A 21,131-nucleotide genomic window follows, 5' to 3' on the forward strand; every position below is an offset into this window, starting at 1 on the left:
CATGACAACCCCGCAGAGCGTTCCGACCCTGGGAACGCACCCGGCTGCCGGCGCCAACCCGGGCCGCGCCGAGACCCGGGAACGGCTGTCCAAGGCGACGTACGACCTCCTGGTGATCGGTGGCGGCATCCTGGGCACTTCGGTGGCCTGGCACGCTGCGCAGTCCGGTCTGCGGGTCGCGATGGTGGACGCCGGCGACTTCGCCGGCGCCACCTCCTCCGCCTCCTCCAAGCTCGTCCACGGCGGTCTGCGCTACCTGCAGACCGGCGCGGTCAAGCTGGTCGCGGAGAACCACCACGAGCGCCGGGTGCTGGCCAAGGACGTGGCCCCGCACCTGGTCAACCCGCTCACCTTCTACCTGCCCGTGTACAAGGGCGGCCCGGTCGGCGCGGCCAAGCTCGGCGCCGGTGTCTTCGCCTACTCGGCGCTGTCCGCCTTCGGCGACGGCGTCGGCAAGGTGATCTCCCCGGCCAAGGCCAAGGCCGACAACCCCGGTCTGCGCACGGACAACCTGAAGGCCGTCGCGGTCTACTACGACCACCAGATGAACGACTCCCGCGTGGCCGTCATGACGGTCCGCGCGGCGGTCGAGTCCGGTGCCGTCGTCCTCAACCACGCCGAGGTGACCGGCCTGCGCTTCACGCACGGCAAGGTCACCGGCGCGGAGCTCAAGGACCGCATGGACGGTTCGGAGTTCGGCATCGACGCGCGCGTCGTCCTCAACGCCACCGGCCCGTGGGTGGACCACCTGCGGAAGCTGGAAGACAAGGGCGCCGCGCCGTCGATCCGCCTCTCCAAGGGCGCGCACATCGTGATGAAGCGCAAGTCGCCGTGGAAGGCCGCCATGGCCACCCCGATCGACAAGTACCGCATCACCTTCGCCCTGCCGTGGGAGGACCAGCTGCTGCTGGGCACCACCGACACCCAGTACGAGGGTGACCCGGCGGACGTGCGCGCCACGGAGGAGGACATCCAGCAGATCCTCGACGAGGCGGCGTTCTCCATCCAGGACGCGGACCTCGACCGCGACCTGATGACGTACGCCTTCGCCGGTCTGCGCGTGCTGCCCGGCGGCCCGGGCGACGTCTCCCAGGCCAAGCGCGAGACGGTCGTCTCCGAGGGCAAGGGCGGCATGCTGTCCGTCGCCGGCGGCAAGTGGACCACCTACCGCCACATCGGCCGTACGGTCATGAAGAAGCTCGCCCAGGTGCCCGGCAGCCCGCTGACCGAGGACATGGAGCCCATCTCCAGCCTGGTCCGCCGCACCCCGCTGCCCGGTGTCGCGAACCCCAACGCGGTCGCCCACCGCCTGCTCGTCGACCGCGAGCCCGGCGCCCGCATGGACCCGCTGACCGCCCGCCACCTCGCCTCGCACTACGGCTCGCTGTCCTTCGACATCGCGCGCCTGGCCAACGAGAACCCCGAGCTCGGCGAGCGCATCCACCCCGACGGCCCGGAGATCTGGGCCCAGGTCGTCTACGCCCGCGACCACGAGTGGGCCGAGACCGTCGACGACGTCCTGCGTCGCCGCACGACCCTGACCATCCGCGGCCTGGACGACGAGAACGTCCGCGCCCGGGTGAAGGACATGCTGGCCGACAAGGGCTGACCCGCCCGTAGCGCCGCAGCCTCGGGGGAAGGACGCCGCCCGTCCTTCCCCCGAGGCGTTCTCTTTCGGCCACACCGCAACTGACCTGCTGCTTTTCTCGTCCCTACAGAAAACGAGGGGGACGAGATGAAGAATCGGGCCGGCCGGTCCCTGGCGGCCAGGGTGCGCGCGTGGCGTCCCCGCCGGAAGACGCTGGTACGCGTGGCACTCGCGCTGGCCCTGGTGGTGCTGGCGCCCGTCGTCGCCGCGGGCAGCGCCCTGCGGGCGTCCTACGCCGGATCACCTGCGGAGGACGCCGTCACCCGCGGCCGGGACGCCGTGTGGCTGGGCCACGCCTGGCTCGACGGACGGCGCGGCCCGGCGGACCTCGCCGCTCTCAAGCGCCGGCTCGACGGCACGGGCATGCGCGACCTCTACGTCCACGCGGGCCCGCTGGAGCACGACGGCACCCTGCCCGCCACCGCGTACGCGAACTCGCGCAAGCTGGTCGACTCCCTGCACCGCGAACTGCCCGGCATCCGCGTCCAGGCGTGGCTCGGCGACAAGCTCGTGCGCCCGGGCGAGGGCAGCAACGGCCTGCGCCTGGACTCGGCGCCCGCGCGGGCCGCCGTGGTGGAGAGCGCCCGGCAGGTCATGCGGGCCGGCTTCGAGGGCGTCCACCTCGACGTCGAGCCCGTGCGCACCGGCGACCGCGACTTCCTCACCCTGCTGGACGCCCTGCACCCTGCCGTGCGGTCCGCCGGGGGAGTGCTGTCGATCGCGGCCCAGCAGATCGACCCGGTGCCCGCGATGCACGCCGCGGCGCACTTCGTGGGCAGCCCCAAGTGGTGGACCCAGCGCTATTTCGGCCAGGTCGCGCGCCGCACCGACCAGATCGCGATGATGTCCTACGACACCGCGCTGCCGATCGAGAGCCTCTACGGCGGCTACGTCGCGCGCCAGACGGAACTCGCCCTGCAGGTCACGCCGGCCGGTACCGACCTGCTCATGGGCCTGCCCTTCTACCACACCGACGACATGGGCCACCACGGTCACGCCGAGACGGCCGCGGCGGCCGTGCGCGGCGCCCGGCTCGGCCTGACCCGCGAGGACCGGGACCGCAAGCGCTTCGGGCTCGCGCTCTACGTCGACTTCGCGGCCACCGAGGACGACTGGCGTGCCTACCGGACCGGCTGGGGAGCAAGGGGCTGAGGAAGAGCCCGTACAGGGGCTGCGACCGGGCAGCGGGGAAGCCGTAGTCTTGTGGTCGCACAACAGAGCAGCAACAAAAGCACTGCAGAACAGATTGCAGAGAAGGAGGCGCTGGGTGATCGAGCTTGAGGGGGTACCCGAGCTGATCGACCCGGTCATGATCTGTGCCTTCGAGGGCTGGAACGACGCGGGGGACGCCGCCTCCAGCGCGGTCGCGCACCTGGACCGGGAGTGGAAGGGCGAGGTCTTCGGCGCGCTCGACGCCGAGGACTACTACGACTTCCAGGTCAACCGCCCCACGGTCTGGCTCGACGGCGGCGTCCGCAAGATCACGTGGCCGACGACCAGGCTGTCCGTCGTGCGCACCGGAGGCGGCGAGGGCAAGGGCGCGCCCCGCGACCTCGTCCTGGTGCGCGGCATCGAGCCCAGCATGCGCTGGCGCTCGTTCTGCAACGAGATCCTGGGCTTCGCCCACGAGCTCGGCGTGGAGCTGGTGGTCGTCCTGGGCTCGCTGCTCGGGGACACCCCGCACACCCGGCCCGTTCCGGTCAGCGGCGTCACCTCCGATCCGGACCTCGCACGGACCATGGATCTGGAGGAGTCCCGCTACGAGGGCCCGACCGGGATCGTCGGCATCCTCCAGGAGGCCTGCACCCACGCCGGCGTCCCGGCGGTGAGCCTGTGGGCGGCCGTCCCGCACTACGTCTCCCAGCCGCCCAACCCGAAGGCCACCCTGGCGCTGCTGAACCGCCTGGAGGACCTGATCGACCTGCGCATCCCGCTCGGCGAGCTGCCGGAGGACGCGCGGGCCTGGCAGCTGGGGGTCGACCAGCTGGCCGCGGAGGACAGCGAGGTCGCGGAGTACGTGCAGTCCCTGGAGGAGGCGCGCGACACGGCGGACCTGCCGGAGGCCTCCGGCGAGGCCATCGCCCGCGAGTTCGAGCGCTACCTGCGCCGCCGCGACCCGCAGCAGGGCGACGGCTCGTACCTGCGCGACACCACCAGCGGGCGCACGCGCCCGCAGCGGCAGCCCAAGGACGAGGCGGCGGCGCCCGAGGAGGAGACCGAGGGGCCCGAGGACGAGGCCTGAGGCAGCGGCCGGCGGCGCCGACGGGGCCCGGGGGAGGGTCCCCGAAGTGACGAATCCCCGATATCGAAGAGACGTCCGCAACCGTCCGCCGTACACTTGTCGGTCCGGTGAAGGCCGGTTCGTACAACCCCGTGAGGGGCTGCGCGAGCCGGCCTTCTCGTCCCCTCAGGAGGTGTGCCCCGGATGACCAGCAGCATTCCCGCCGCCCCGCCGCGTGCGGCCGCAGGTTCGGCTCTGCAGGCGGTCCTGCTCGACATGGACGGCACCCTCGTCGACACCGAGGGCTTCTGGTGGGAAGTGGAGGTCGCCGTCTTCGCCGAGCTGGGCCACCAGCTGCTGGAGGAGTGGCGCGAGGTCGTCGTCGGCGGCCCCATGACGCGCAGCGCCTCCTTCCTCATCCGGGCCACCGGCGCGAAGATCGCCGTGACGGAGCTGTCCGTCCTGCTGAACCGGCGCTTCTCCGAGATGATCGGGCGCGGCGTGCCGCTGATGCCGGGCGCCCGCAGACTCCTCGCCGAGCTCGCCGCGCACAAGATCCCCACCGCGCTGGTCTCGGCCTCGCACCGGGAGATCATCGACCGCGTGCTGCTGTCGCTGGGCCCGGAGAACTTCACCCTGACCGTCGCGGGCGACGAGCTGGAGCGCACCAAGCCGCACCCCGACCCGTATCTGCTGGCGGCCGCCCGGCTCGGGGCGGAGCCGGGCCGGTGCGCGGTCGTGGAGGACACCCTGACCGGGGTGACGGCCGGGGAGGCGGCCGGCTGCCGGGTGGTGGCGGTGCCGTCGGTGGCCCCCATCCCGCCCGCCGCCGGGCGGACCGTCGTGGGCTCCCTCGAGGAAGTGGATCTCGGTTTTCTCCGGGGGCTGATCACGGGAATGCACTCTCCCGTGCACTGAGCGTGCCCCGGGGAAAGTTCAAGGAACTCTGGGCGTCGGAACGAGTGTTTTCCGTGACGAATGCAGTGACCTAATTCCCACAGCCCGCCGGAAGTCGCCCGAGTGACCTTCGTCACCGCATCCGGCGGCGGTGCGTGCGGGACCGGTCACCCGGTGACGCCCCCGCGAGGGTTGAAGCGCACCCTTGTGTCCGGATTGATGATCGTGTGCGTGGATCGTTCCGGCGTCCGGATATCGCAGATCGCCTCCCTTGTTATCACCGCGTGATATCGCGTCAACTTCTCCGTGTTCCGGCGGCAGTGGCCCCCGGCACTAATCTTTTCGCGAGAACTTCACGGCTTGCCCGTGGGCCCGCGCACCGGTCGCCGGTAGGGTCCCGGGAACCGAACGCACCACAGGGAGAACCCCACACAATGAACCGCAAGACGTTGGTGCTGCCTACCGTGGCAGCCCTGCTGGCCCCCGTGCTCGTCGCCTGTGGCGGGAGCGACGGAGCCGGCAAGGGCAACGGCGCCATCGTCATCGGCACCACCGACCGGTTCGAGGAGACCACGGACGCCCCCGCGCCCTTCGATCCGGCCGCCGCGTACGACATCGGCGCGTGGAACGTTCTCCACAGCACTTTCCAGACACTTCTGCGGCTGCCCCGCTCCGGCACCGCCCCCGTCGCCGACGCCGCCTCCAAGTGCTCCTTCGGCGACCGCAAGAGCGAGCAGTTCCGCTGCACCCTGCGCAGCGGCCTGAAGTTCTCCAACGGCCACGCGCTCACCGCCGAGGACGTCAAGTTCTCCATCGACCGCGCCCGCGCCATCAACTTCGAGAACGGCCCGGTCTCGCTGCTCAGCAACATCGACCGGGTGGAGACGCCGAGCGAGCTCGAGGTCGTCTTCCAGCTGAAGTCGCCCGACGCGACGTTCCCGCAGAAGATCGCGACCCCGGCCGCCGCCATCGTCGACGCCGAGTCCTACGACAAGAACAAGCTCGACAACGGCTTCAAGGTCGTCGGCTCCGGTCCGTACACGCTGCAGACCGAGGAGAAGGACGGCCGCGTCGTCAAGGCCGTGCTCAACAAGAACAAGAACTACCAGGGCGTCGTCCAGCTGCAGAACGACAAGGTCGAGATGCGCTTCTACGACGACGCCACCGCGATGGAGAAGGCCCTCATGGCCGGCGACATCGACATCATGAACCGCACCCTGTCGCCCGAGCAGGTCAACCGCCTGCGCACGGACGCCGGCAAGGACGTGCGCCTGCTCGAGGCCCCCGGCCAGGAGATCAGCTACCTCGCCTTCAACACCGACGACCCGTCGGTGAAGAACAAGGCGGTCCGCCAGGCCGTGGCCCAGGTCGTCGACCGCGCGGCGCTGGCCCGCGACTCCTACGGCCGCACGAACGACCCGCTGTACTCGCTCGTGCCCATGGGCATCACCGGGCACCAGAACTCGTTCTCCAACAAGTACGGTGACCCCAGCGCCGAGAAGGCCCGCAACATCCTGCGGGCCGGCAACGTGAGCACCCCGGTGCCGCTGACCCTCAGCTACACCACCGACCACTACGGTGAGACGACCGAGAAGTCCTTCAAGGCCCTGCAGAAGCAGCTGAACGGCAGCGGGCTGTTCAACGTCAAGCTCCAGGGCGTGAAGTGGTCGGAGTTCCGTCCCGAGGCCGCGGCGGGCAAGTACGCCGCCTACGGCATGGGCTGGTTCCCCGACTTCCCGGACCCCGACAACTTCGTCGCCCCGTTCATCGGCCGGGACAACTTCCTCCGCTCGCCGTACCGCAACAGCAAGATCAGCAACGAGCTGATCCCCGAGTCCCGCGAGGCATCCCAGCGCGAGGCCGCCGCGAAGTACTTCCAGCAGGCACAGGACATCGTCGCCGAGGAGGTGCCGGTGCTGCCGCTGTGGCAGGGCAAGCAGTACGTGGCGACCCGGGGGAACGTCACCGGTGCCGAGTGGGCGCTCAACTCCGCCTCCGAGATGCAGCCGTGGGAACTGGCCCGCGGCGCGTGAGGCACTCAGCCGTCAGACCGGTTCTGCCGACGACCTGTTCACGATTTGTTCAGAGACGAACAAGGAAACTGTGAGGAATGTGCACGTGAGGAAACGTGACCAGTGGCTTGCCGCCCCGATCGGCGCGGGGCTCGCCGCCGCCCTGCTCACCGGGTGCGGTTCGGAAGACGGCAACGCCGGCGGCACCGGTGAGTCGGTGGTCATGGGGATGTCCGACGAGGTCGTTTCCACCGACCCGGCATCCGGTTACGACCCGGGCTCCTGGGTGCTGTTCAACAACGTCTTCCAGTCGCTGATGAGCTTCCCGAAGGGGAGCACCATCCCTCAGCCGGACGCCGCGGACAAGTGCAGCTTCAAGGACGAGAGCAGCACCGTCTACCAGTGCACCCTCAAGGAGGGGCTGAAGTTCAGCAACGGCCACGACCTCACCTCCGAGGACGTCGCCCACTCCTTCAACCGCACCCTGAAGATCAACGACGACAAGGGTCCCGCCAAGTCCCTGCTGTCCTCGATCAAGAGCATCAAGACGCCGGACAAGATGAACGTCGTCTTCGAGCTCAAGCGCTCCGACGCCACCTTCCCGCAGAAGATCGCCTCGGGTGCCGGCTCGATCGTGGACCACCAGGAATACCCCCTGGACAAGCTCCGCACCGACGGCAAGGCGATCGGCTCCGGCGTCTACAAGCTGGACTCGTACGACGAGAAGCAGGCCAAGTTCTCGGTCAACAAGAACTACAAGGGTGGTGCGGTCGTCCAGAACCGCGGCGTCACGATGAAGTTCTTCCACGGCGAGCAGGTCGCGCTCAAGGACGCCGTCCAGAAGGGCGACATCGACCTCGCCTACCGTGGTCTGGCCATGAAGGACATCGCCGACATCGACTCGTCCGCCGGCAAGCACAACCTCAAGGTGGTCGAGGGCACCAGCGCCGAGGTCCAGCACCTGGTGTTCAACACCAAGGACCCGGTGGTCGGCAAGGTCGGCGTGCGCAAGGCCATCGCCTACCTGGTCGACCGCAGCGCCCTGGTCCGCGACGTCTACAAGCGCACCGCCGAGCCGCTGTACTCGATCGTCCCCAGCGGCATCACCGGCCACAAGACCCCGTTCTACGACACCTACGGGGACCGGCCGCAGCCCGACAAGGCCGCCGCCGCCCTGAACTCCGCGGGCATCAAGGACAAGGTCAAGCTCACGCTGTACGCCACGCCGATCCGTTACGGCCCGGGCACCGTCCCGGAGTTCCAGGCGATCGCGCAGCAGCTCAACAAGAGCGGCCTCTTCGAGGCGGACGTGAAGTCCGTCGCGCTGAAGGAGTACGAGGAGGGTGTGGCCGCCGGCCGGTACGGCGTCTACGTCAAGGGCTGGGTTCCCGACTACCCGGACCCCGACAACTTCACCGCGCCGTTCTTCGGCGAGGACAACGTGCTCTCCAACAACTACGAGTCCAAGGAGATCACCAGCCGCATCCTGGCCACCGCCGCCAACGGCAGCCGGCCCTCCACCGTCGGCGACTACGCCAAGGTGCAGAACACCGTCGCCCAGGACGTGCCGATCCTTCCGCTGTGGCAGGGCAAGCAGTACGCCGTGGCCAACGAGCGGGTCTCCGGTCTCCAGTGGTCCCTCGACGCCTCCACCGTCTTCCGCTTCTGGGAGATCAGCAAGGCCTCGAAGGGCTGACCCGGGGAAGTCCCCACAGCACAGTGCCCTCCTCCGGAGCTCCGGAGGAGGGCACTTGCCGTATGACCGGCGGACGGCCGGGCACGTGACGCCCGGGCACGTGACGCCCGGGGACGTGACGTCCGGGGACGTGAGACCGGCGCGGCGGCTACTGGGCGCCCGGGCGGACCAGACCGCTCTCGTACGCGTACACCGCGGCCTGGACGCGGTCGCGCAGGCCCAGCTTGGTCAGGACGTGCCCCACGTGCGTCTTCACCGTGGTCTCGCTGACGAACAGGTCTGCCGCGATCTCCGCGTTCGACAGGCCGCGCGCCACCAGCTTCAGCACCTCGACCTCGCGGTCGGTCAGCGTGTTCAGCGTGTCCGGCAGCGGCTCCTCGCCCGACGGCAGGTGACCCGCGTACTTGTCCAGCAGCCGCCGGGTGATGCTCGGCGCGAGCATCGCCTCGCCGCCCGCCACCACCCGGATCGCCTGGACCAGCTCATTGGCCGGCGCGTCCTTGAGCAGGAAGCCGCTCGCGCCCGCGCGCAGCGCCTCCACCACGTACTCGTCGAGGTCGAAGGTGGTCAGCACCAGGACCTTCGCCGGGCCGTTGCGGTCCGGGCCGGTGATCTGGCGCGTCGCCTCGACGCCGTCCATCCGGGGCATCCGGATGTCCATCAGGACCACGTCGGGCTGCAGCGCCCGCACCTGGTCCAGCGCCTGCAGACCGTCCCCCGCCTCGCCCACCACCGCGAGGTCCTGTTCCGCTTCGAGAATCATCCGGAAGCCGGTGCGCAGCAGCGGCTGGTCGTCGACCAGTAGGACGCGGATCGCCACAGGAACTCCTTCGCTAGACCGGGTCCATTCTGCCCTGAGCAGTCCCCTGGGCGGGCACCCGGCCGTCCCCCTGCGCCACGACGGGCAGCGGATACGGCGGGGGAGTGCCCCCGAACTCCGGGCAGACCGCCTGGTGATCGCACCAGCCGCACAGCTTCGTCGGCCGGGGCCGCCACTCGCCGGTCTCCGTGGCCAGCACGATCGCGTCCCACAGGGCCCGCAGCTTGCGCTCGACCGCCCTCAGCTCCGCCTCCACCGGGTCGTAGGTGAGGACGTCCCCGCTGCCCAGGTAGACCAGCTGGAGCCGGCGCGGCACCTTGCCCTGCAGCTTCCACAGCACCAGCGCGTAGAACGTCATCTGGAAGAGGGCCTCGGAGCGGAACTGCGGGGCCGGGGCCTTGCCGGTCTTGTAGTCCACGATGCGCACGTCGCCCGTCGGCGCGACGTCCACCCGGTCGATGAAGCCGCGCAGCAGCGGGCCCGACTCCAGCTCCGTCTCCACGTACAGCTCGCGCTCGGCGGGCTCCAGGCGCGTGGGGTCCTCGAGCGTGAACCAGCGCTCGACCAGCCGCTCGGCGTCCCCCAGCCACTTCGCCAGCAGCTGCGGGTCGTGCGCGCCGTCCTCGCCGTGGAAGAGCTCGGCGAGCTCGGGGCGGGAGGCCAGCAGCCGCTCCCACTCGCCCGGCACCAGGCCCTTGGCCCGCGCCGCCGTGCGCTCCGCCGCCGGCGCGTCGAAGAGCCGCTCCAGCACCGCGTGCACCACGGTGCCGCGGGTGGCCGCGGCGCTCGGCTTCTCCGGCAGCTTGTCGATCACCCGGAACCGGTACAGCAGCGGGCACTGCATGAAATCGCCCGCCCGCGACGGGGACAGGGCCTTCGGCCGCCTCGCCCCCGTGCCCGTCTCCGCAGGCCCGCGCCCCACGCCGGCTCCGGCCCGCCCCGCAGGGGCCCCACTGTCCATACCCATGACAGAAAACCCTAAGGCCCGCCACCGACAGCCGGCGTCATACCATCGACCACAGACCCCTTCGCAGCATGATCGGGAGACCGCCGGTCGCCTGCGAGGGCCGCATCGGACGAGGGGACACCGTGGACAACAGCGGGCAGAGCAGGTCCGGCGGCGGGGGCGCCGGTGACCGGCAGCAGCCCGGGGACCGCCCCGAGCGCCCCCGCGAGGGCGGCGGCATCCTCATGGGCCGCCCCTTCGGCGTGCCCGTCTACGTGGCCCCCAGCTGGTTCCTCGTCGCCGCCCTCATCACCTGGGTCTTCGGCGGCCAGCTCGACCGCGTCCTGCCCGAGCTGGGCCGCGCGCGCTACCTGGTCTCCCTCTTCTTCGCCGTCGCCTTCTACGCCTCGGTCCTCGTCCACGAGCTCGCCCACACCGTCGCCGCACTGCGCTTCAAGCTCCCCGTACGGCGCATCCAGCTCCAGTTCTTCGGCGGCGTCTCCGAGATCGAGAAGGAGACCGAGACCCCAGGCCGCGAATTCGTCCTCGCCTTCGTCGGCCCCCTCCTCTCCCTGGTCCTCGCGGGCCTCTTCTACCTCGGCATGCTCGTCGTCGAGCCCGGCACCGTCCCCGGCGTCCTGCTGGCCGGCCTGATGGTCTCCAACCTCCTCGTCGCGGCCTTCAACCTGCTGCCCGGGCTCCCGCTCGACGGCGGCCGCATGCTCCGCGCCGTCGTCTGGAAGATCAGCGGCAAGCCCATGACCGGCACGGTCGCCGCAGCCTGGATCGGCCGCGCCCTCGCGGTCGCCGTCCTGATCGGCCTTCCGCTGCTCGCCCGCGCCGGCGGCATCGGCGCCTCCGGGGACGACCTCGGCGGCCTCGACTCCCTCACCGACGCCCTGCTCGCGGCCATCCTCGCCGCCATCATCTGGACCGGCGCCGGCAACAGCCTCCGCATGGCCCGCCTGCGCGAACGCCTCCCCGGCCTGAGCGCCCGCACCCTCACCCGCCGCGCCGTCCCCGTGCAGGCCGCCACGCCCCTGTCCGAGGCCCTGCGCCGCGCCGGGGAGGCCGGCGCCCGCGCCCTGGTCGTCGTCGACGGCCGGGGCAACCCCACCGCGCTGGTCCGGGAGGCCGCCATCGTCGGCGTCCCCGAGCACCGCCGCCCCTGGGTCGCGGTCAGCGCCCTCGCCCAGGACCTCAAGGACGGCATGCGCGTCTCCGCCGACCTCTCCGGCGAGGAGCTCCTCGACACCCTGCGCGCCACACCCGCCACGGAGTACCTGGTGGTGGAGGCGACGGGGGAGGTCTACGGCGTGCTGGCCACCACCGACGTCGAGCGGGCCTTCGTGGCCGCGATGTCCCGTACGCCCTCCTGACCGCTCACGGCCGCACGCCCCGCCGGACCGGTGCCGCACGCCGCGCCCCGGCGGGCGCCGCCGTGTCCGTAGCCCCGCCGGATGACGGGTAGGCTGGTCACATGTCCGAACCGACCGGTGCCGCCCGCCGTCGCGGGCCCTTCCAGGTCGGGGACCAGGTCCAGCTCACCGACCCCAAGGGACGCCACTACACCTTCACGCTCGAAGCCGGGAAGCAGTTCCACACCCACAAGGGTGCCTTCCCCCACGACGAGCTGATCGGTGCCCCCGAAGGCAGTGTTGTCCGTACCACGGGAAACGTCGCCTACCTCGCGCTGCGCCCCCTGCTCCCCGACTACGTCCTGTCCATGCCCCGCGGCGCCGCCGTGGTCTACCCCAAGGACGCGGGGCAGATCCTGGCCTTCGCCGACATCTTCGCCGGCGCGCGCGTCGTCGAGGCCGGAGTGGGCTCCGGCTCGCTCAGCGCCTTCCTGCTGCGCGCCATCGGTGACCAGGGCATGCTGCACTCCTACGAGCGCCGCGCGGACTTCGCCGAGATCGCCCAGGCGAACGTCGAGCGCTACTTCGGCGGCCCGCACCCCGCCTGGCAGCTCACGGTCGGCGACCTGCAGGACAACCTGTCCGACACCGACGTCGACCGGGTCATCCTCGACATGCTCGCCCCCTGGGAGTGCCTGGAGGCCGTCTCCAAGGCGCTCGTCCCCGGCGGCATCCTCTGCTGCTACGTGGCGACCACGACCCAGCTCGCCCGGACCGTCGAGTCCATCCGCGAGATCGGCTGCTTCGCCGAGCCGCAGCCCTGGGAGTCGATGATCCGCAACTGGCACGTCGAGGGACTCGCCGTCCGGCCGGACCACCGCATGATCGGCCACACCGGCTTCCTCGTCACCGCCCGCCGCCTCGCGGACGGCGTCGAGCCGCCGATGCGCCGCCGCCGGCCCGCCAAGGGCGCCTACGGCGACGACTACGAGGGCCCCAACAAGGGCTGACCCCCGTCATCGCGTGCACGGCACGCCGGGCGCCGCCACCGGGACCCCGCACCGCGGGGAACTCGGGGGCGGCGCCTCTTCGTTAGGCCCGTCCGCCGGGCCCGCCGCGGCGTCACCCGCCCGGCCTTTTCGCACGCCCTCCACCGGCGTGCCCGCTGTTCCCCGGTACGCGGGGGTGTGGCACGATGCTGATCGATTCCGCATCCCCGCAGCCACCGCCACAGGAGTCAGCGCGCGTGCAGCCACCGGCAGACAGTGCCCGTCCCGCCCCTGAGCCCGCCGCGCGCCGGCCGCACACCCGCTCCGGGCCCGGCCACTGGCTGGCCACCGCCGCGGCCCTGGCCGCCGTCGTCGCGGCCGCGGTCGTCGCCGGCCCGCGCGAGGATCCCGCGCCCGCTCCGGCCGCCGCCTCCGCCGCGACCGCCGAGACCCGCGCACAGCTCGCGGCCCGCTTCCCCCTGCGCTGCGGCCCCGGCGGCGGACCCGACGTCGTCCAGCAGGTCACCAGCGACCTCGACGGCGACGGCCGGCCGGAGACGGTGGCCGTCGTGCGCTGCCGCGCCGGGGGCGGCACTCCGCCCAGCGGCGTCTACGTCCTCGCCGCGCCCCGCGAGCCGGGCGGGCGGCCCCGTGTCCTGGCCACCCTCGTGGACCCCGGGGAGAAGATGACCGTCACCGGTCTCACCGTCACCCGGGGCACCGTTTCGGCCACTCTGCTCGGCTACTCCGGCCCGAGCGTGCCCCGTTGCTGCCCGGACATGAGCCGGACCGTCGAATGGCACTGGAAGAACGGCAAGTTCGTCCTCCGCCCGATGCCCGTAGCGGGGAGTGTGTGATCCGTTACCCGGCGTCCGGGCCGTAGATCTCCACCTTGTCCGAAATGCGGCGGACATGAATGCAGTCGCCCGGGCACTCCTTGGCCGAGTCGCGGACATCCGTGAGCAGGGGAAGCGGCACGGGCGTCGTCGCGCCCGGCTCCTGCAGCAGCTCGTCGTCGGCGCTCTTCACATACGCCAGGCCGTCGATGTCCAGCTCGAAGACCTCGGGCGCGTACTGGGCGCAGATCCCGTCCCCCGTGCACAGGTCCTGGTCGATCCAGACCTCCAGGGCCTCTCCGTCGGCCTCCGGGGCGGGGCCCGGGCCGTCCGCTGCGGTCGCCGTGGCCCCCGGGGCCACCGGGACCCCGGCCGCCTCCGCGCGGTCGTCGTTCTGCACGGTCATCTCGCCCTGCCGTTTCCTGCGTACGTGAATCAATTGGAGCCAGCCCTGACGGGTGTTGACCGACTCGACGATACAACCGCCCGCTTTCCGATGTTGATGGGTGGGTATTCCCCTGCTGTGGGGACGTGCGCAAGGGTGAAGATCGGACACACTCCGACCGGGTTTGTGATCTAGGGGTTTCAACCTGCACCGGCCCAGGTAGGGTCAGGAAGCGTCCAGCTCCCCTTGGAGGAGGTGAGGACCGTGGCAGCCCACGACGACGACATGAACCGCGGCATCCGGCCGGGACGAGCGTCCGACGACCTCGCGAGCCAGGTTGCCTATTACGAGCAGGAGATCGCCGTCCTGCGGCGCAAGCTCGCCGACTCTCCGCGTCACACGAGGATTCTCGAAGAGCGGATCGTCGAGCTCCAGACCAACCTGGCCGGAGTGTCCGCTCAGAACGAGCGGCTCGCCAACACCCTCCGCGAGGCGCGCGACCAGATCGTCGCCCTCAAGGAGGAGGTCGACCGGCTCGCGCAGCCGCCGGCCGGCTTCGGAGTCTTCCTCAAGGCCAACGACGACGACACGGCCGACATCTTCACCGGGGGCCGCAAGCTCCGGGTGAACGTCAGCCCCAGCGTCGACCTCGAGGACCTCCGGCGGGGCCAGGAGGTCATGCTCAACGAAGCGCTCAACGTGGTCGAAGCCATGGAGTTCGAACGAGCCGGGGACATCGTCACCCTCAAGGAGATCCTCGAGGACGGCGAGCGTGCCCTGGTCATCGGGCACACCGACGAGGAGCGGGTGGTGAGGCTCGCCGAGCCGCTGCTGGACACCACCATCCGCCCCGGGGACGCCCTGCTCCTCGAACCCCGATCCGGCTACGTCTACGAGATCATCCCGAAGAGCGAGGTCGAGGAACTCGTCCTCGAAGAGGTCCCGGACATCGACTACACCAAGATCGGCGGTCTGGGGAACCAGATCGAGCTGATCCGCGATGCGGTCGAGCTCCCCTACCTCTACCCCGACCTCTTCAAGGAGCACGAACTGCGGCCGCCCAAGGGCGTGCTGCTGTACGGCCCGCCCGGCTGCGGCAAGACGCTCATCGCCAAGGCCGTCGCCAACTCCCTTGCCAAGAAGGTCGCCGAGGTCACCGGCAAGCCCGCGGGGAAGAGCTTCTTCCTCAACATCAAGGGCCCCGAGCTCCTCAACAAGTACGTCGGGGAGACCGAGCGGCACATCCGGCTGATCTTCCAGCGCGCCCGGGAGAAGGCGAGCGAGGGCACCCCGGTCATCGTGTTCTTCGACGAGATGGACTCCCTCTTCCGCACCCGCGGATCCGGGGTCAGCTCGGACGTCGAGAACACCATCGTCCCCCAGCTCCTCTCGGAGATCGACGGCGTCGAGGGCCTGGAGAACGTGATCGTGATCGGCGCCTCCAACCGGGAGGACATGATCGACCCGGCGATCCTGCGCCCCGGCCGCCTCGACGTGAAGATCAAGATCGAGCGCCCGGACGCCGAGGCCGCCAAGGACATCTTCTCGAAGTACCTGACCCGGACCCTGCCCATCCACGCGGACGACCTCACCGAGCACGGGGGCGACCCCAAGGCCGCCGTGGCGGGCATGATCCAGTCGGTCGTCGAGCAGATGTACGCCGAGTCCGAGGAGAACCGCTTCCTCGAGGTCACCTACGCCAACGGCGACAAGGAAGTCCTCTACTTCAAGGACTTCAACTCCGGCGCCATGATCCAGAACATTGTGGACCGGGCGAAGAAGATGGCCATCAAGGCCTTCCTCGACCACAACCAGAAGGGTCTGCGCGTCTCCCACCTGCTCGCCGCCTGCGTCGACGAGTTCAAGGAGAACGAGGACCTGCCCAACACCACCAACCCGGACGACTGGGCCCGGATCTCCGGCAAGAAGGGCGAGCGGATCGTCTTCATCCGCACCCTCGTCACCGGGAAGCAGGGCGCCGACACCGGCCGCTCCATCGACACGGTGGCCAATACCGGCCAGTACCTGTAGCACCATCGTCCGGCTGCGGATGTCCCGTGCCCCCCGCCCCGGCGGGGGCACACCCCGGGACAACCGCGGCCGGATGTGTTTTCCCGCCGCCCGCGTCGTTTTCCGACGGGTTTCTCGCCAGGATTTCGCCACGGGGAGCGCCCATGGCCCGGGTACGCCACGAACCGGAGCAATGACTGTAATGATCTCCCCACCGCCGCAAAGCCGTTCTAGGCTCTTCGATACCGCCGCACAGCGCGATGGGGGATCGAGGGCCGGACACGGACCGGATGCGCAGCGGTACTTGAGCGCCGACCCCACCAGGGGGCGCCGCCGGGCAAGGAGGGCCGCATGACCGTACGGCGAGTAATGGGCATTGAGACGGAGTACGGGATCTCCGTCCCCGGTCACCCGAACGCCAATGCCATGCTCACCTCGTCCCAGATCGTCAACGCCTACGCCGCGGCGATGCACCGGGCGCGACGCGCCCGCTGGGACTTCGAGGAGGAGAACCCGCTGCGGGACGCCCGGGGCTTCGACCTCGCCCGCGAAGCCGCGGACTCCAGCCAGCTCACCGACGAGGACATCGGCCTCGCCAACGTCATCCTGACCAACGGCGCGCGACTCTACGTCGATCACGCCCACCCCGAGTACAGCTCCCCGGAGATCACCAATCCCCGGGACGCCGTCCTGTGGGACAAGGCCGGCGAGCGGATCATGGCCGAGGCCGCCGAGCGCGCCGCCCAGCTGCCCGGAGCCCAGCCGATCCACCTCTACAAGAACAACACCGACAACAAGGGCGCGTCCTACGGCACCCACGAGAACTACCTGATGAAGCGGGAGACCCCCTTCTCGGACATCGTGCGCCACCTGACGCCCTTCTTCGTCTGCCGCCAGGTGGTCACCGGCGCCGGCCGCGTCGGCATCGGCCAGGACGGCCACGAGCACGGCTTCCAGCTCAGCCAGCGCGCGGACTACTTCGAGGTCGAGGTGGGCCTGGAGACCACGCTCAAGCGGCCGATCATCAACACCCGCGACGAGCCGCACGCCGACGCCGAGAAGTACCGCCGGCTCCACGTGATCATCGGCGACGCCAACCTCTCGGAGATCTCGACCTACCTCAAGCTGGGCACGACCGCCCTGGTCCTGTCCATGATCGAGGACGGCTTCATCGTCTCCGACCTCGCCGTCGACCAGCCCGTGCGCACCCTCCACCAGGTCAGCCACGACCCCACCCTGCAACGCCTCATCACGCTCCGCAGCGGCCGCACGCTCACCGCCGTACAGCTCCAGATGGAGTACTACGAGCTGGCCCGCAAGTACGTCGAGAACCGCTTCGGGGCGGACGCCGACGAGCAGACCAAGGACGTGCTCGGCCGCTGGGAGGACGTGCTGAACCGGCTGGAGCACGATCCGATGAGCCTGGCCGGCGAGCTGGACTGGGTGGCCAAGCGGGAGATCCTGGAGGGCTACCGCCGCCGCGACGGCCTGGGCTGGGACGCGGCCCGCCTGCACCTGGTGGACCTGCAGTACGCGGACGTCCGGGCGGACAAGGGCCTGTACAACCGGCTCGCGGCCCGCGGCAAGATGAAGCGGCTGCTGGACGAGACCGAGGTGGAGCGCGCCCGCACGGTCCCGCCCGAGGACACGCGGGCCTACTTCCGCGGCCGCTGCCTGGAGCAGTACGCGGACGACGTGGCCGCGGCCTCCTGGGACTCGGTGATCTTCGACCTCCCGGGCCGTGACTCCCTGCAGCGGGTGCCCACCCTGGAGCCGCTGCGCGGCACGCGCAACCACGTCAAGGAGCTCCTGGACCGCTGCCGCACCGCGGAGGAGCTGGTCCGGGTGCTCTCCGGGGGCTGAGCAGGTCTGAGAGGACGGCGTTCAGGGAATCATCACCGTGGTTCCGGGACGTTGTAGCAAGTACAGGGCCGATGTCGGACCCTGCTTGTAGGGTCTGATCTTGCAGGGCTGAGTACGACTGAGTACGTCCGATCTTGTACGTCGAACCGAGCGGGGTGAGGGATATGGCGACCAAGGACACCGGCGGCGGTCAGCAGAAGGCCACGCGATCCACAGAGGACGTCGAGGAGCAGGCGCAGGACGCGCAGGTCTCGGAGGACCTCAAGGAACGGCAGGAGAAGCTGTCGGACGACGTCGACTCCGTGCTCGACGAGATCGACGACGTCCTCGAGGAGAACGCCGAGGACTTCGTGCGCTCCTTCGTCCAGAAGGGCGGCGAGTAGGCGGCTGCCTGCGCCTGTCGATCATGATCATGGGACCGGTAAGGTCCGTGACGTACTGTGCCCCAGCTCCGACGCGGCCCTGGGGCGGTTCAAGGATCGAGCGGACGTCATGGGGCGGGCCGCTGCATACGTGGAAGGAAACGTGTGGAAGCCAACACTCGTAGCACCGGGCATCTGCCGGCTGCCTTCCTGACCCCCGGCTCCTCGTCGTTCATGGATTTCCTGGCCTCGCACTCCCCGGAGCTGCTCCCGGGCAACCGGACGCTCCCCGTGGTGCAGGGCGCCGTGGAGATCCCGCACGGCACGACGATCGTCGCGGCGTCGTTCCCCGGCGGTGTGGTGCTGGCCGGTGACCGGCGGGCCACGATGGGCAACGTCATCGCCCAGCGCGACATCGAGAAGGTCTTCCCGGCCGACGAGTACTCGGCGGTGGGCATCGCCGGCACGGCCGGTCTGGCCGTGGAGATGGTCAAGCTCTTCCAGCTGGAGCTGGAGCACTTCGAGAAGGTCGAAGGGGTTCAGCTCTCGCTGGAGGGCAAGGCGAACCGGCTGTCGACGATGATCCGTGGCAACCTCGGCATGGCCATGCAGGGCTTGGCCGTGGTGCCGCTCTTCGCCGGCTGGGACGTGGACCGCCAGAAGGGCCGGATCTTCTCCTACGACGTGACCGGCGGGCGCTCGGAGGAGCACGGCTTCGCCGCCACCGGCTCGGGCTCGGTCTTCGCCCGGGGGTCGCTGAAGAAGCTCTTCCGTGAGGATCTGACGGAGAGTCAGACCCTCACGCTCGTCGTCCAGGCCCTCTACGACGCCGCCGACGACGACTCCGCGACCGGCGGACCGGATCTTGCGCGGCGTATCTATCCGATCGTCACCGTCATCACCGACGAGGGGTTCCGAAAGCTCACCGAGGCGGAGTGCTCCGAGATCGTCCGGGCGATCCACGACCGGCGCCTCCAGGAGCCGGACGGCCCCCGGGCCGCCCTCCTCTGAGGCCTCGGTCAGCATGTACCCCTCATTGACAGAAAGGGACGGATAACCGGTGTCGACGCCGTTCTACGTATCTCCTCAGCAGGCCATGGCCGACCGCGCCGAGTACGCCCGCAAGGGCATCGCGCGCGGCCGCAGTGTCGTGGTGCTCCAGTACACCGATGGCGTTGTCTTCGTTGCCGAGAACCCGTCCCGGGCGCTGCACAAGGTCAGCGAGATCTACGACCGGATCGCCTTCGCAGCGGTCGGCAAGTACAACGAATTCGAGAACCTGCGGATCGGCGGTGTGCGCTACGCGGATCTGCGGGGTTACACCTACGACCGGGACGACGTCACGGCCCGTGGCCTGGCCAATGTCTACGCACAGACGCTGGGTTCGATCTTCTCCAGCGCCGCCGAGAAGCCCTACGAGGTGGAGCTGATCGTCGCCGAGGTCGGCGCGGCTCCCGAGGACGATCAGATCTACCGGCTGCCGCACGACGGCTCGATCGTGGATGAGCACGGTTCGGTCGCCGTCGGTGGCAATGCCGATCAGATCAGCAATTACCTCGATCAGCGGCACCGCGACGGAATGACCCTCTCGGAGGCGCTGAAGCTCGCGGTCGAGTCCCTCACCCGCGACAACAACGGCGGCGAGCGCACGCTCACCTCCGAGCAGCTGGAGGTCGCCGTCCTGGACCGGACGCGGCCGCAGCAGCGGAAGTTCAAGCGGCTGCTGGGCCGTCAGCTGTCGCGTCTGCTGGAGGAGGGCACGCCCACCGGCGCGGCCGCCTCCGGTGCCGCCGAGTCCGGTGACGAGCCGGAGGGTTCGTCCGAGGAGGGCGGAGCGGCTTCCTCCGAGAGCTGATTCTTCTGCCTGCTGTCACACCGTGCGCCCCGTCGGATCATCCCGGCGGGGCGCACGGCTTTCGCCGCCCGGGCGCTGCCGGGCTGCGGGCGCTACGGGCGGGCGTAGGCCGTGGTGCCGCGGGTGACGAGCCGGACCGGGAGGGCCTCGGGGGCCGGCGGCCGCCCGTCGAGGACGGCCACGAGGGCGCGCATGCCGGCCTCGCCGACCGCTTCGGCCGGCAGCTGCACGGTGGTGAGCTCGGGCTCGACGGCCGTGGCGAGGGCCAGGTCGGTGAAGCCGGTGACGGAGAGGTCGGCGGGCACGTGCAGGCCCAGCCGGCGGGCGGCCTTGCACGCGCCCGCGGCGAGGACGTCGTCGTCGCAGACGATGGCGGTGGGGCGGTGGCCTGGCTCGGCGAGGGCCCTCTCGGTGGCGCGCAGCCCGTCGGCGACGGTCAGGGGCGCCCGCTCCGTCCGCACCGCCGCGCCCTCCGTCCCGCGCAGGGCCTCGGCCAGCGCCCGGGCGCGGACCCGGAACGTCCAGGTGTCGATGTCCGAGGCGAGGTGCAGGAACCGCCGGTGGCCGAGGCCCAGCAGGTGCTCCGCGACCTGGCGCATGCCGTCGGCGATCTCGGGATTGACGGTGGCGGAGGCGCCTTCGTGCCCGGGGTCGCTGTCGAGCATGACGAGCGGGAGGCCGCCGCCCCGGATGGCGCCGAGCGCCTCGGCGGCCATCGAGGAGGCGAGGACGCCGTCGAGGGTGGCGCTGGCGGAGGCGAACGGGTCGCGGGCCGGGCCGGTGCCCTCGGGGGAGAGGTAGAGAACGACGCCGAGGCCGTGCTCGCGGGCCACGCGGACGACGCCGGTGTGGACCCGGGCGAAGAATTCGTTGGTCAGCGCCGGGACGACGAGCAGGACCGTGCGGGTGCGGCCGAGGCGGAGGTCGCGGGCGGCGAGGTTGGGGCGGTAGCCCAGGCTGCGGGCGGCGGAGCGGACGCCCTCGGCGGTGCGCTCGGAGACCCGGCCCCGCCACTTCTCGCCCATGACGAGGGAGACCGTGGCCTGGGAGACGCCTGCGGCCCGGGCGACGTCGCGGCTGGTGGCGCGGGCCCCGGCGCGGGGGCCGCGGGCCGTGGGCCACCGCTCGTCGCGGCGCTGCGTCGTCTCGTCGCCGCTGGTCACTGTCGGTGCCTCCCCTATGCCCCAGCCTGCGGCGGTTGGACCCGCGGGCTGCGGCCATGATACGTATGAC

19 protein-coding genes are annotated in these 21,131 nt (G+C 70.6%); 15 read left to right on the plus strand and 4 right to left on the minus strand.

From position 1 onward, the window contains the following. Window position 1 precedes the first annotated feature (1 nt). The 6 genes from AS857_RS22945 to AS857_RS22970 all read left to right on the plus strand — a co-directional run bounded on the left by AS857_RS22945 (window position 2) and on the right by AS857_RS22970 (window position 8,474). Window positions 2–1,609, plus strand: a complete 1,608-nt coding sequence (locus AS857_RS22945) for a glycerol-3-phosphate dehydrogenase/oxidase (protein WP_058045153.1) — start codon at window positions 2–4, stop codon at window positions 1,607–1,609. Between the two features lie 126 nt (window positions 1,610–1,735). Further along, window positions 1,736–2,800, plus strand: a complete 1,065-nt coding sequence (locus AS857_RS22950; protein ID WP_058045154.1) for a glycoside hydrolase family 18 protein — start codon at window positions 1,736–1,738, stop codon at window positions 2,798–2,800. Window positions 2,801–2,915: 115 nt separating this feature from the next. Then, window positions 2,916–3,890 (plus strand): PAC2 family protein, encoded by a 975-nt coding sequence (locus AS857_RS22955; protein ID WP_058045155.1) that lies wholly within the window; start codon window positions 2,916–2,918, stop codon window positions 3,888–3,890. Between the two features lie 183 nt (window positions 3,891–4,073). Then, window positions 4,074–4,787, plus strand: a complete 714-nt coding sequence (locus tag AS857_RS22960) for an HAD family hydrolase (protein ID WP_058045156.1) — start codon at window positions 4,074–4,076, stop codon at window positions 4,785–4,787. A gap of 413 nt (window positions 4,788–5,200) precedes the next feature. Next, window positions 5,201–6,799 carry an ABC transporter substrate-binding protein gene (locus AS857_RS22965; protein ID WP_058045157.1) on the plus strand — a complete coding sequence of 533 codons (1,599 nt, stop codon included), beginning with the start codon at window positions 5,201–5,203 and terminating at the stop codon, window positions 6,797–6,799. Window positions 6,800–6,884: 85 nt separating this feature from the next. Next, the gene (locus AS857_RS22970) at window positions 6,885–8,474 is read left to right on the plus strand and encodes an ABC transporter substrate-binding protein (protein WP_058047002.1); all 1,590 of its coding nucleotides are present in this window, start codon (window positions 6,885–6,887) and stop codon (window positions 8,472–8,474) included. Between the two features lie 148 nt (window positions 8,475–8,622). On the opposite strand, the gene AS857_RS22975 is transcribed toward AS857_RS22970, so the two are convergent. Together AS857_RS22975 and AS857_RS22980 are read right to left on the minus strand one after the other, a co-directional pair. Next, entirely contained in the window at window positions 8,623–9,294 is a 672-nt protein-coding gene (locus AS857_RS22975) for a response regulator (protein ID WP_058045158.1), read from the minus strand. Window positions 9,295–9,307: 13 nt separating this feature from the next. After that, the gene (locus AS857_RS22980; RefSeq protein ID WP_245700433.1) at window positions 9,308–10,261 is read right to left on the minus strand and encodes a RecB family exonuclease; all 954 of its coding nucleotides are present in this window, start codon (window positions 10,259–10,261) and stop codon (window positions 9,308–9,310) included. A 68-nt stretch (window positions 10,262–10,329) separates the two neighbouring features. Between AS857_RS22980 and AS857_RS22985 the strand changes: the two genes are divergently transcribed. The 3 genes from AS857_RS22985 (at window position 10,330) to AS857_RS22995 (ending at window position 13,444) form a co-directional block, all read left to right on the plus strand. Then, complete coding sequence (locus AS857_RS22985; RefSeq protein WP_107105648.1) at window positions 10,330–11,619, plus strand: site-2 protease family protein; 1,290 nt, start codon at window positions 10,330–10,332, stop codon at window positions 11,617–11,619. Window positions 11,620–11,720: 101 nt separating this feature from the next. Continuing rightward, window positions 11,721–12,608: a tRNA (adenine-N1)-methyltransferase gene (locus AS857_RS22990; protein ID WP_058045161.1), complete on the plus strand. Its 888-nt coding sequence runs from the start codon at window positions 11,721–11,723 to the stop codon at window positions 12,606–12,608. A gap of 236 nt (window positions 12,609–12,844) precedes the next feature. Further along, on the plus strand, window positions 12,845–13,444 hold the full coding sequence (locus tag AS857_RS22995) for a hypothetical protein (protein ID WP_058045162.1): 600 nt from the start codon (window positions 12,845–12,847) through the stop codon (window positions 13,442–13,444). A 4-nt stretch (window positions 13,445–13,448) separates the two neighbouring features. Here the strand turns inward: AS857_RS22995 and AS857_RS23000 are convergent, their stop codons facing one another. Beyond that, the gene (locus AS857_RS23000) at window positions 13,449–13,715 is read right to left on the minus strand and encodes a ferredoxin (RefSeq protein WP_058047003.1); all 267 of its coding nucleotides are present in this window, start codon (window positions 13,713–13,715) and stop codon (window positions 13,449–13,451) included. Window positions 13,716–14,072: 357 nt separating this feature from the next. On the opposite strand from AS857_RS23000, the gene arc reads away from it, so the two are divergent. The 6 genes from arc to prcA all read left to right on the plus strand — a co-directional run bounded on the left by arc (window position 14,073) and on the right by prcA (window position 19,898). Beyond that, window positions 14,073–15,839 (plus strand): proteasome ATPase, encoded by a 1,767-nt coding sequence (gene arc / locus AS857_RS23005; protein ID WP_058047004.1) that lies wholly within the window; start codon window positions 14,073–14,075, stop codon window positions 15,837–15,839. Between the two features lie 330 nt (window positions 15,840–16,169). Further along, a complete protein-coding gene (gene dop, locus AS857_RS23010) occupies window positions 16,170–17,681 on the plus strand; it encodes a depupylase/deamidase Dop (RefSeq protein ID WP_079110578.1) in 1,512 nt (503 codons plus the stop codon). Between the two features lie 164 nt (window positions 17,682–17,845). Continuing rightward, window positions 17,846–18,064: a ubiquitin-like protein Pup gene (locus AS857_RS23015; RefSeq protein ID WP_058045164.1), complete on the plus strand. Its 219-nt coding sequence runs from the start codon at window positions 17,846–17,848 to the stop codon at window positions 18,062–18,064. Window positions 18,065–18,068: 4 nt separating this feature from the next. Further along, entirely contained in the window at window positions 18,069–18,257 is a 189-nt protein-coding gene (locus AS857_RS37975) for an endonuclease domain-containing protein (RefSeq protein ID WP_338058290.1), read from the plus strand. Continuing rightward, the gene (gene prcB, locus AS857_RS23020; protein WP_058045165.1) at window positions 18,209–19,054 is read left to right on the plus strand and encodes a proteasome subunit beta; all 846 of its coding nucleotides are present in this window, start codon (window positions 18,209–18,211) and stop codon (window positions 19,052–19,054) included. Before AS857_RS37975 ends, prcB begins: the two co-directional genes overlap by 49 nt. A gap of 49 nt (window positions 19,055–19,103) precedes the next feature. Beyond that, on the plus strand, window positions 19,104–19,898 hold the full coding sequence (prcA, locus tag AS857_RS23025) for a proteasome subunit alpha (protein WP_058045166.1): 795 nt from the start codon (window positions 19,104–19,106) through the stop codon (window positions 19,896–19,898). Between the two features lie 92 nt (window positions 19,899–19,990). Here the strand turns inward: prcA and AS857_RS23030 are convergent, their stop codons facing one another. Beyond that, window positions 19,991–21,061, minus strand: coding sequence for a LacI family DNA-binding transcriptional regulator (locus AS857_RS23030; protein ID WP_058045167.1), 1,071 nt, complete (start codon window positions 21,059–21,061; stop codon window positions 19,991–19,993). Between the last annotated feature and the right edge of the window lie 70 nt (window positions 21,062–21,131).

Origin of the sequence: Streptomyces roseifaciens, assembly GCF_001445655.1 — a bacterium.
Classification (GTDB): Bacteria; Actinomycetota; Actinomycetes; order Streptomycetales; family Streptomycetaceae; genus Streptomyces; species Streptomyces aureoversilis.

Bases quoted from the DNA above. Each gene is read 5' to 3' on its own strand.
- AS857_RS23015 (WP_058045164.1), top strand. From the start codon at position 17,846: ATGGCGACCAAGGACACCGGCGGCGGTCAGCAGAAGGCCACGCGATCC.
- AS857_RS22950 (WP_058045154.1), top strand. From the start codon at position 1,736: ATGAAGAATCGGGCCGGCCGGTCCCTGGCGGCCAGGGTGCGCGCGTGG.
- AS857_RS22985 (WP_107105648.1), top strand. From the start codon at position 10,330: ATGATCGGGAGACCGCCGGTCGCCTGCGAGGGCCGCATCGGACGAGGG.
- AS857_RS22945 (WP_058045153.1), top strand. From the start codon at position 2: ATGACAACCCCGCAGAGCGTTCCGACCCTGGGAACGCACCCGGCTGCC.
- AS857_RS22965 (WP_058045157.1), top strand. From the start codon at position 5,201: ATGAACCGCAAGACGTTGGTGCTGCCTACCGTGGCAGCCCTGCTGGCC.
- AS857_RS22990 (WP_058045161.1), top strand. From the start codon at position 11,721: ATGTCCGAACCGACCGGTGCCGCCCGCCGTCGCGGGCCCTTCCAGGTC.
- AS857_RS22980 (WP_245700433.1), bottom strand. From the start codon at position 10,261: ATGGGTATGGACAGTGGGGCCCCTGCGGGGCGGGCCGGAGCCGGCGTG.
- AS857_RS22960 (WP_058045156.1), top strand. From the start codon at position 4,074: ATGACCAGCAGCATTCCCGCCGCCCCGCCGCGTGCGGCCGCAGGTTCG.
- dop (WP_079110578.1), top strand. From the start codon at position 16,170: ATGACCGTACGGCGAGTAATGGGCATTGAGACGGAGTACGGGATCTCC.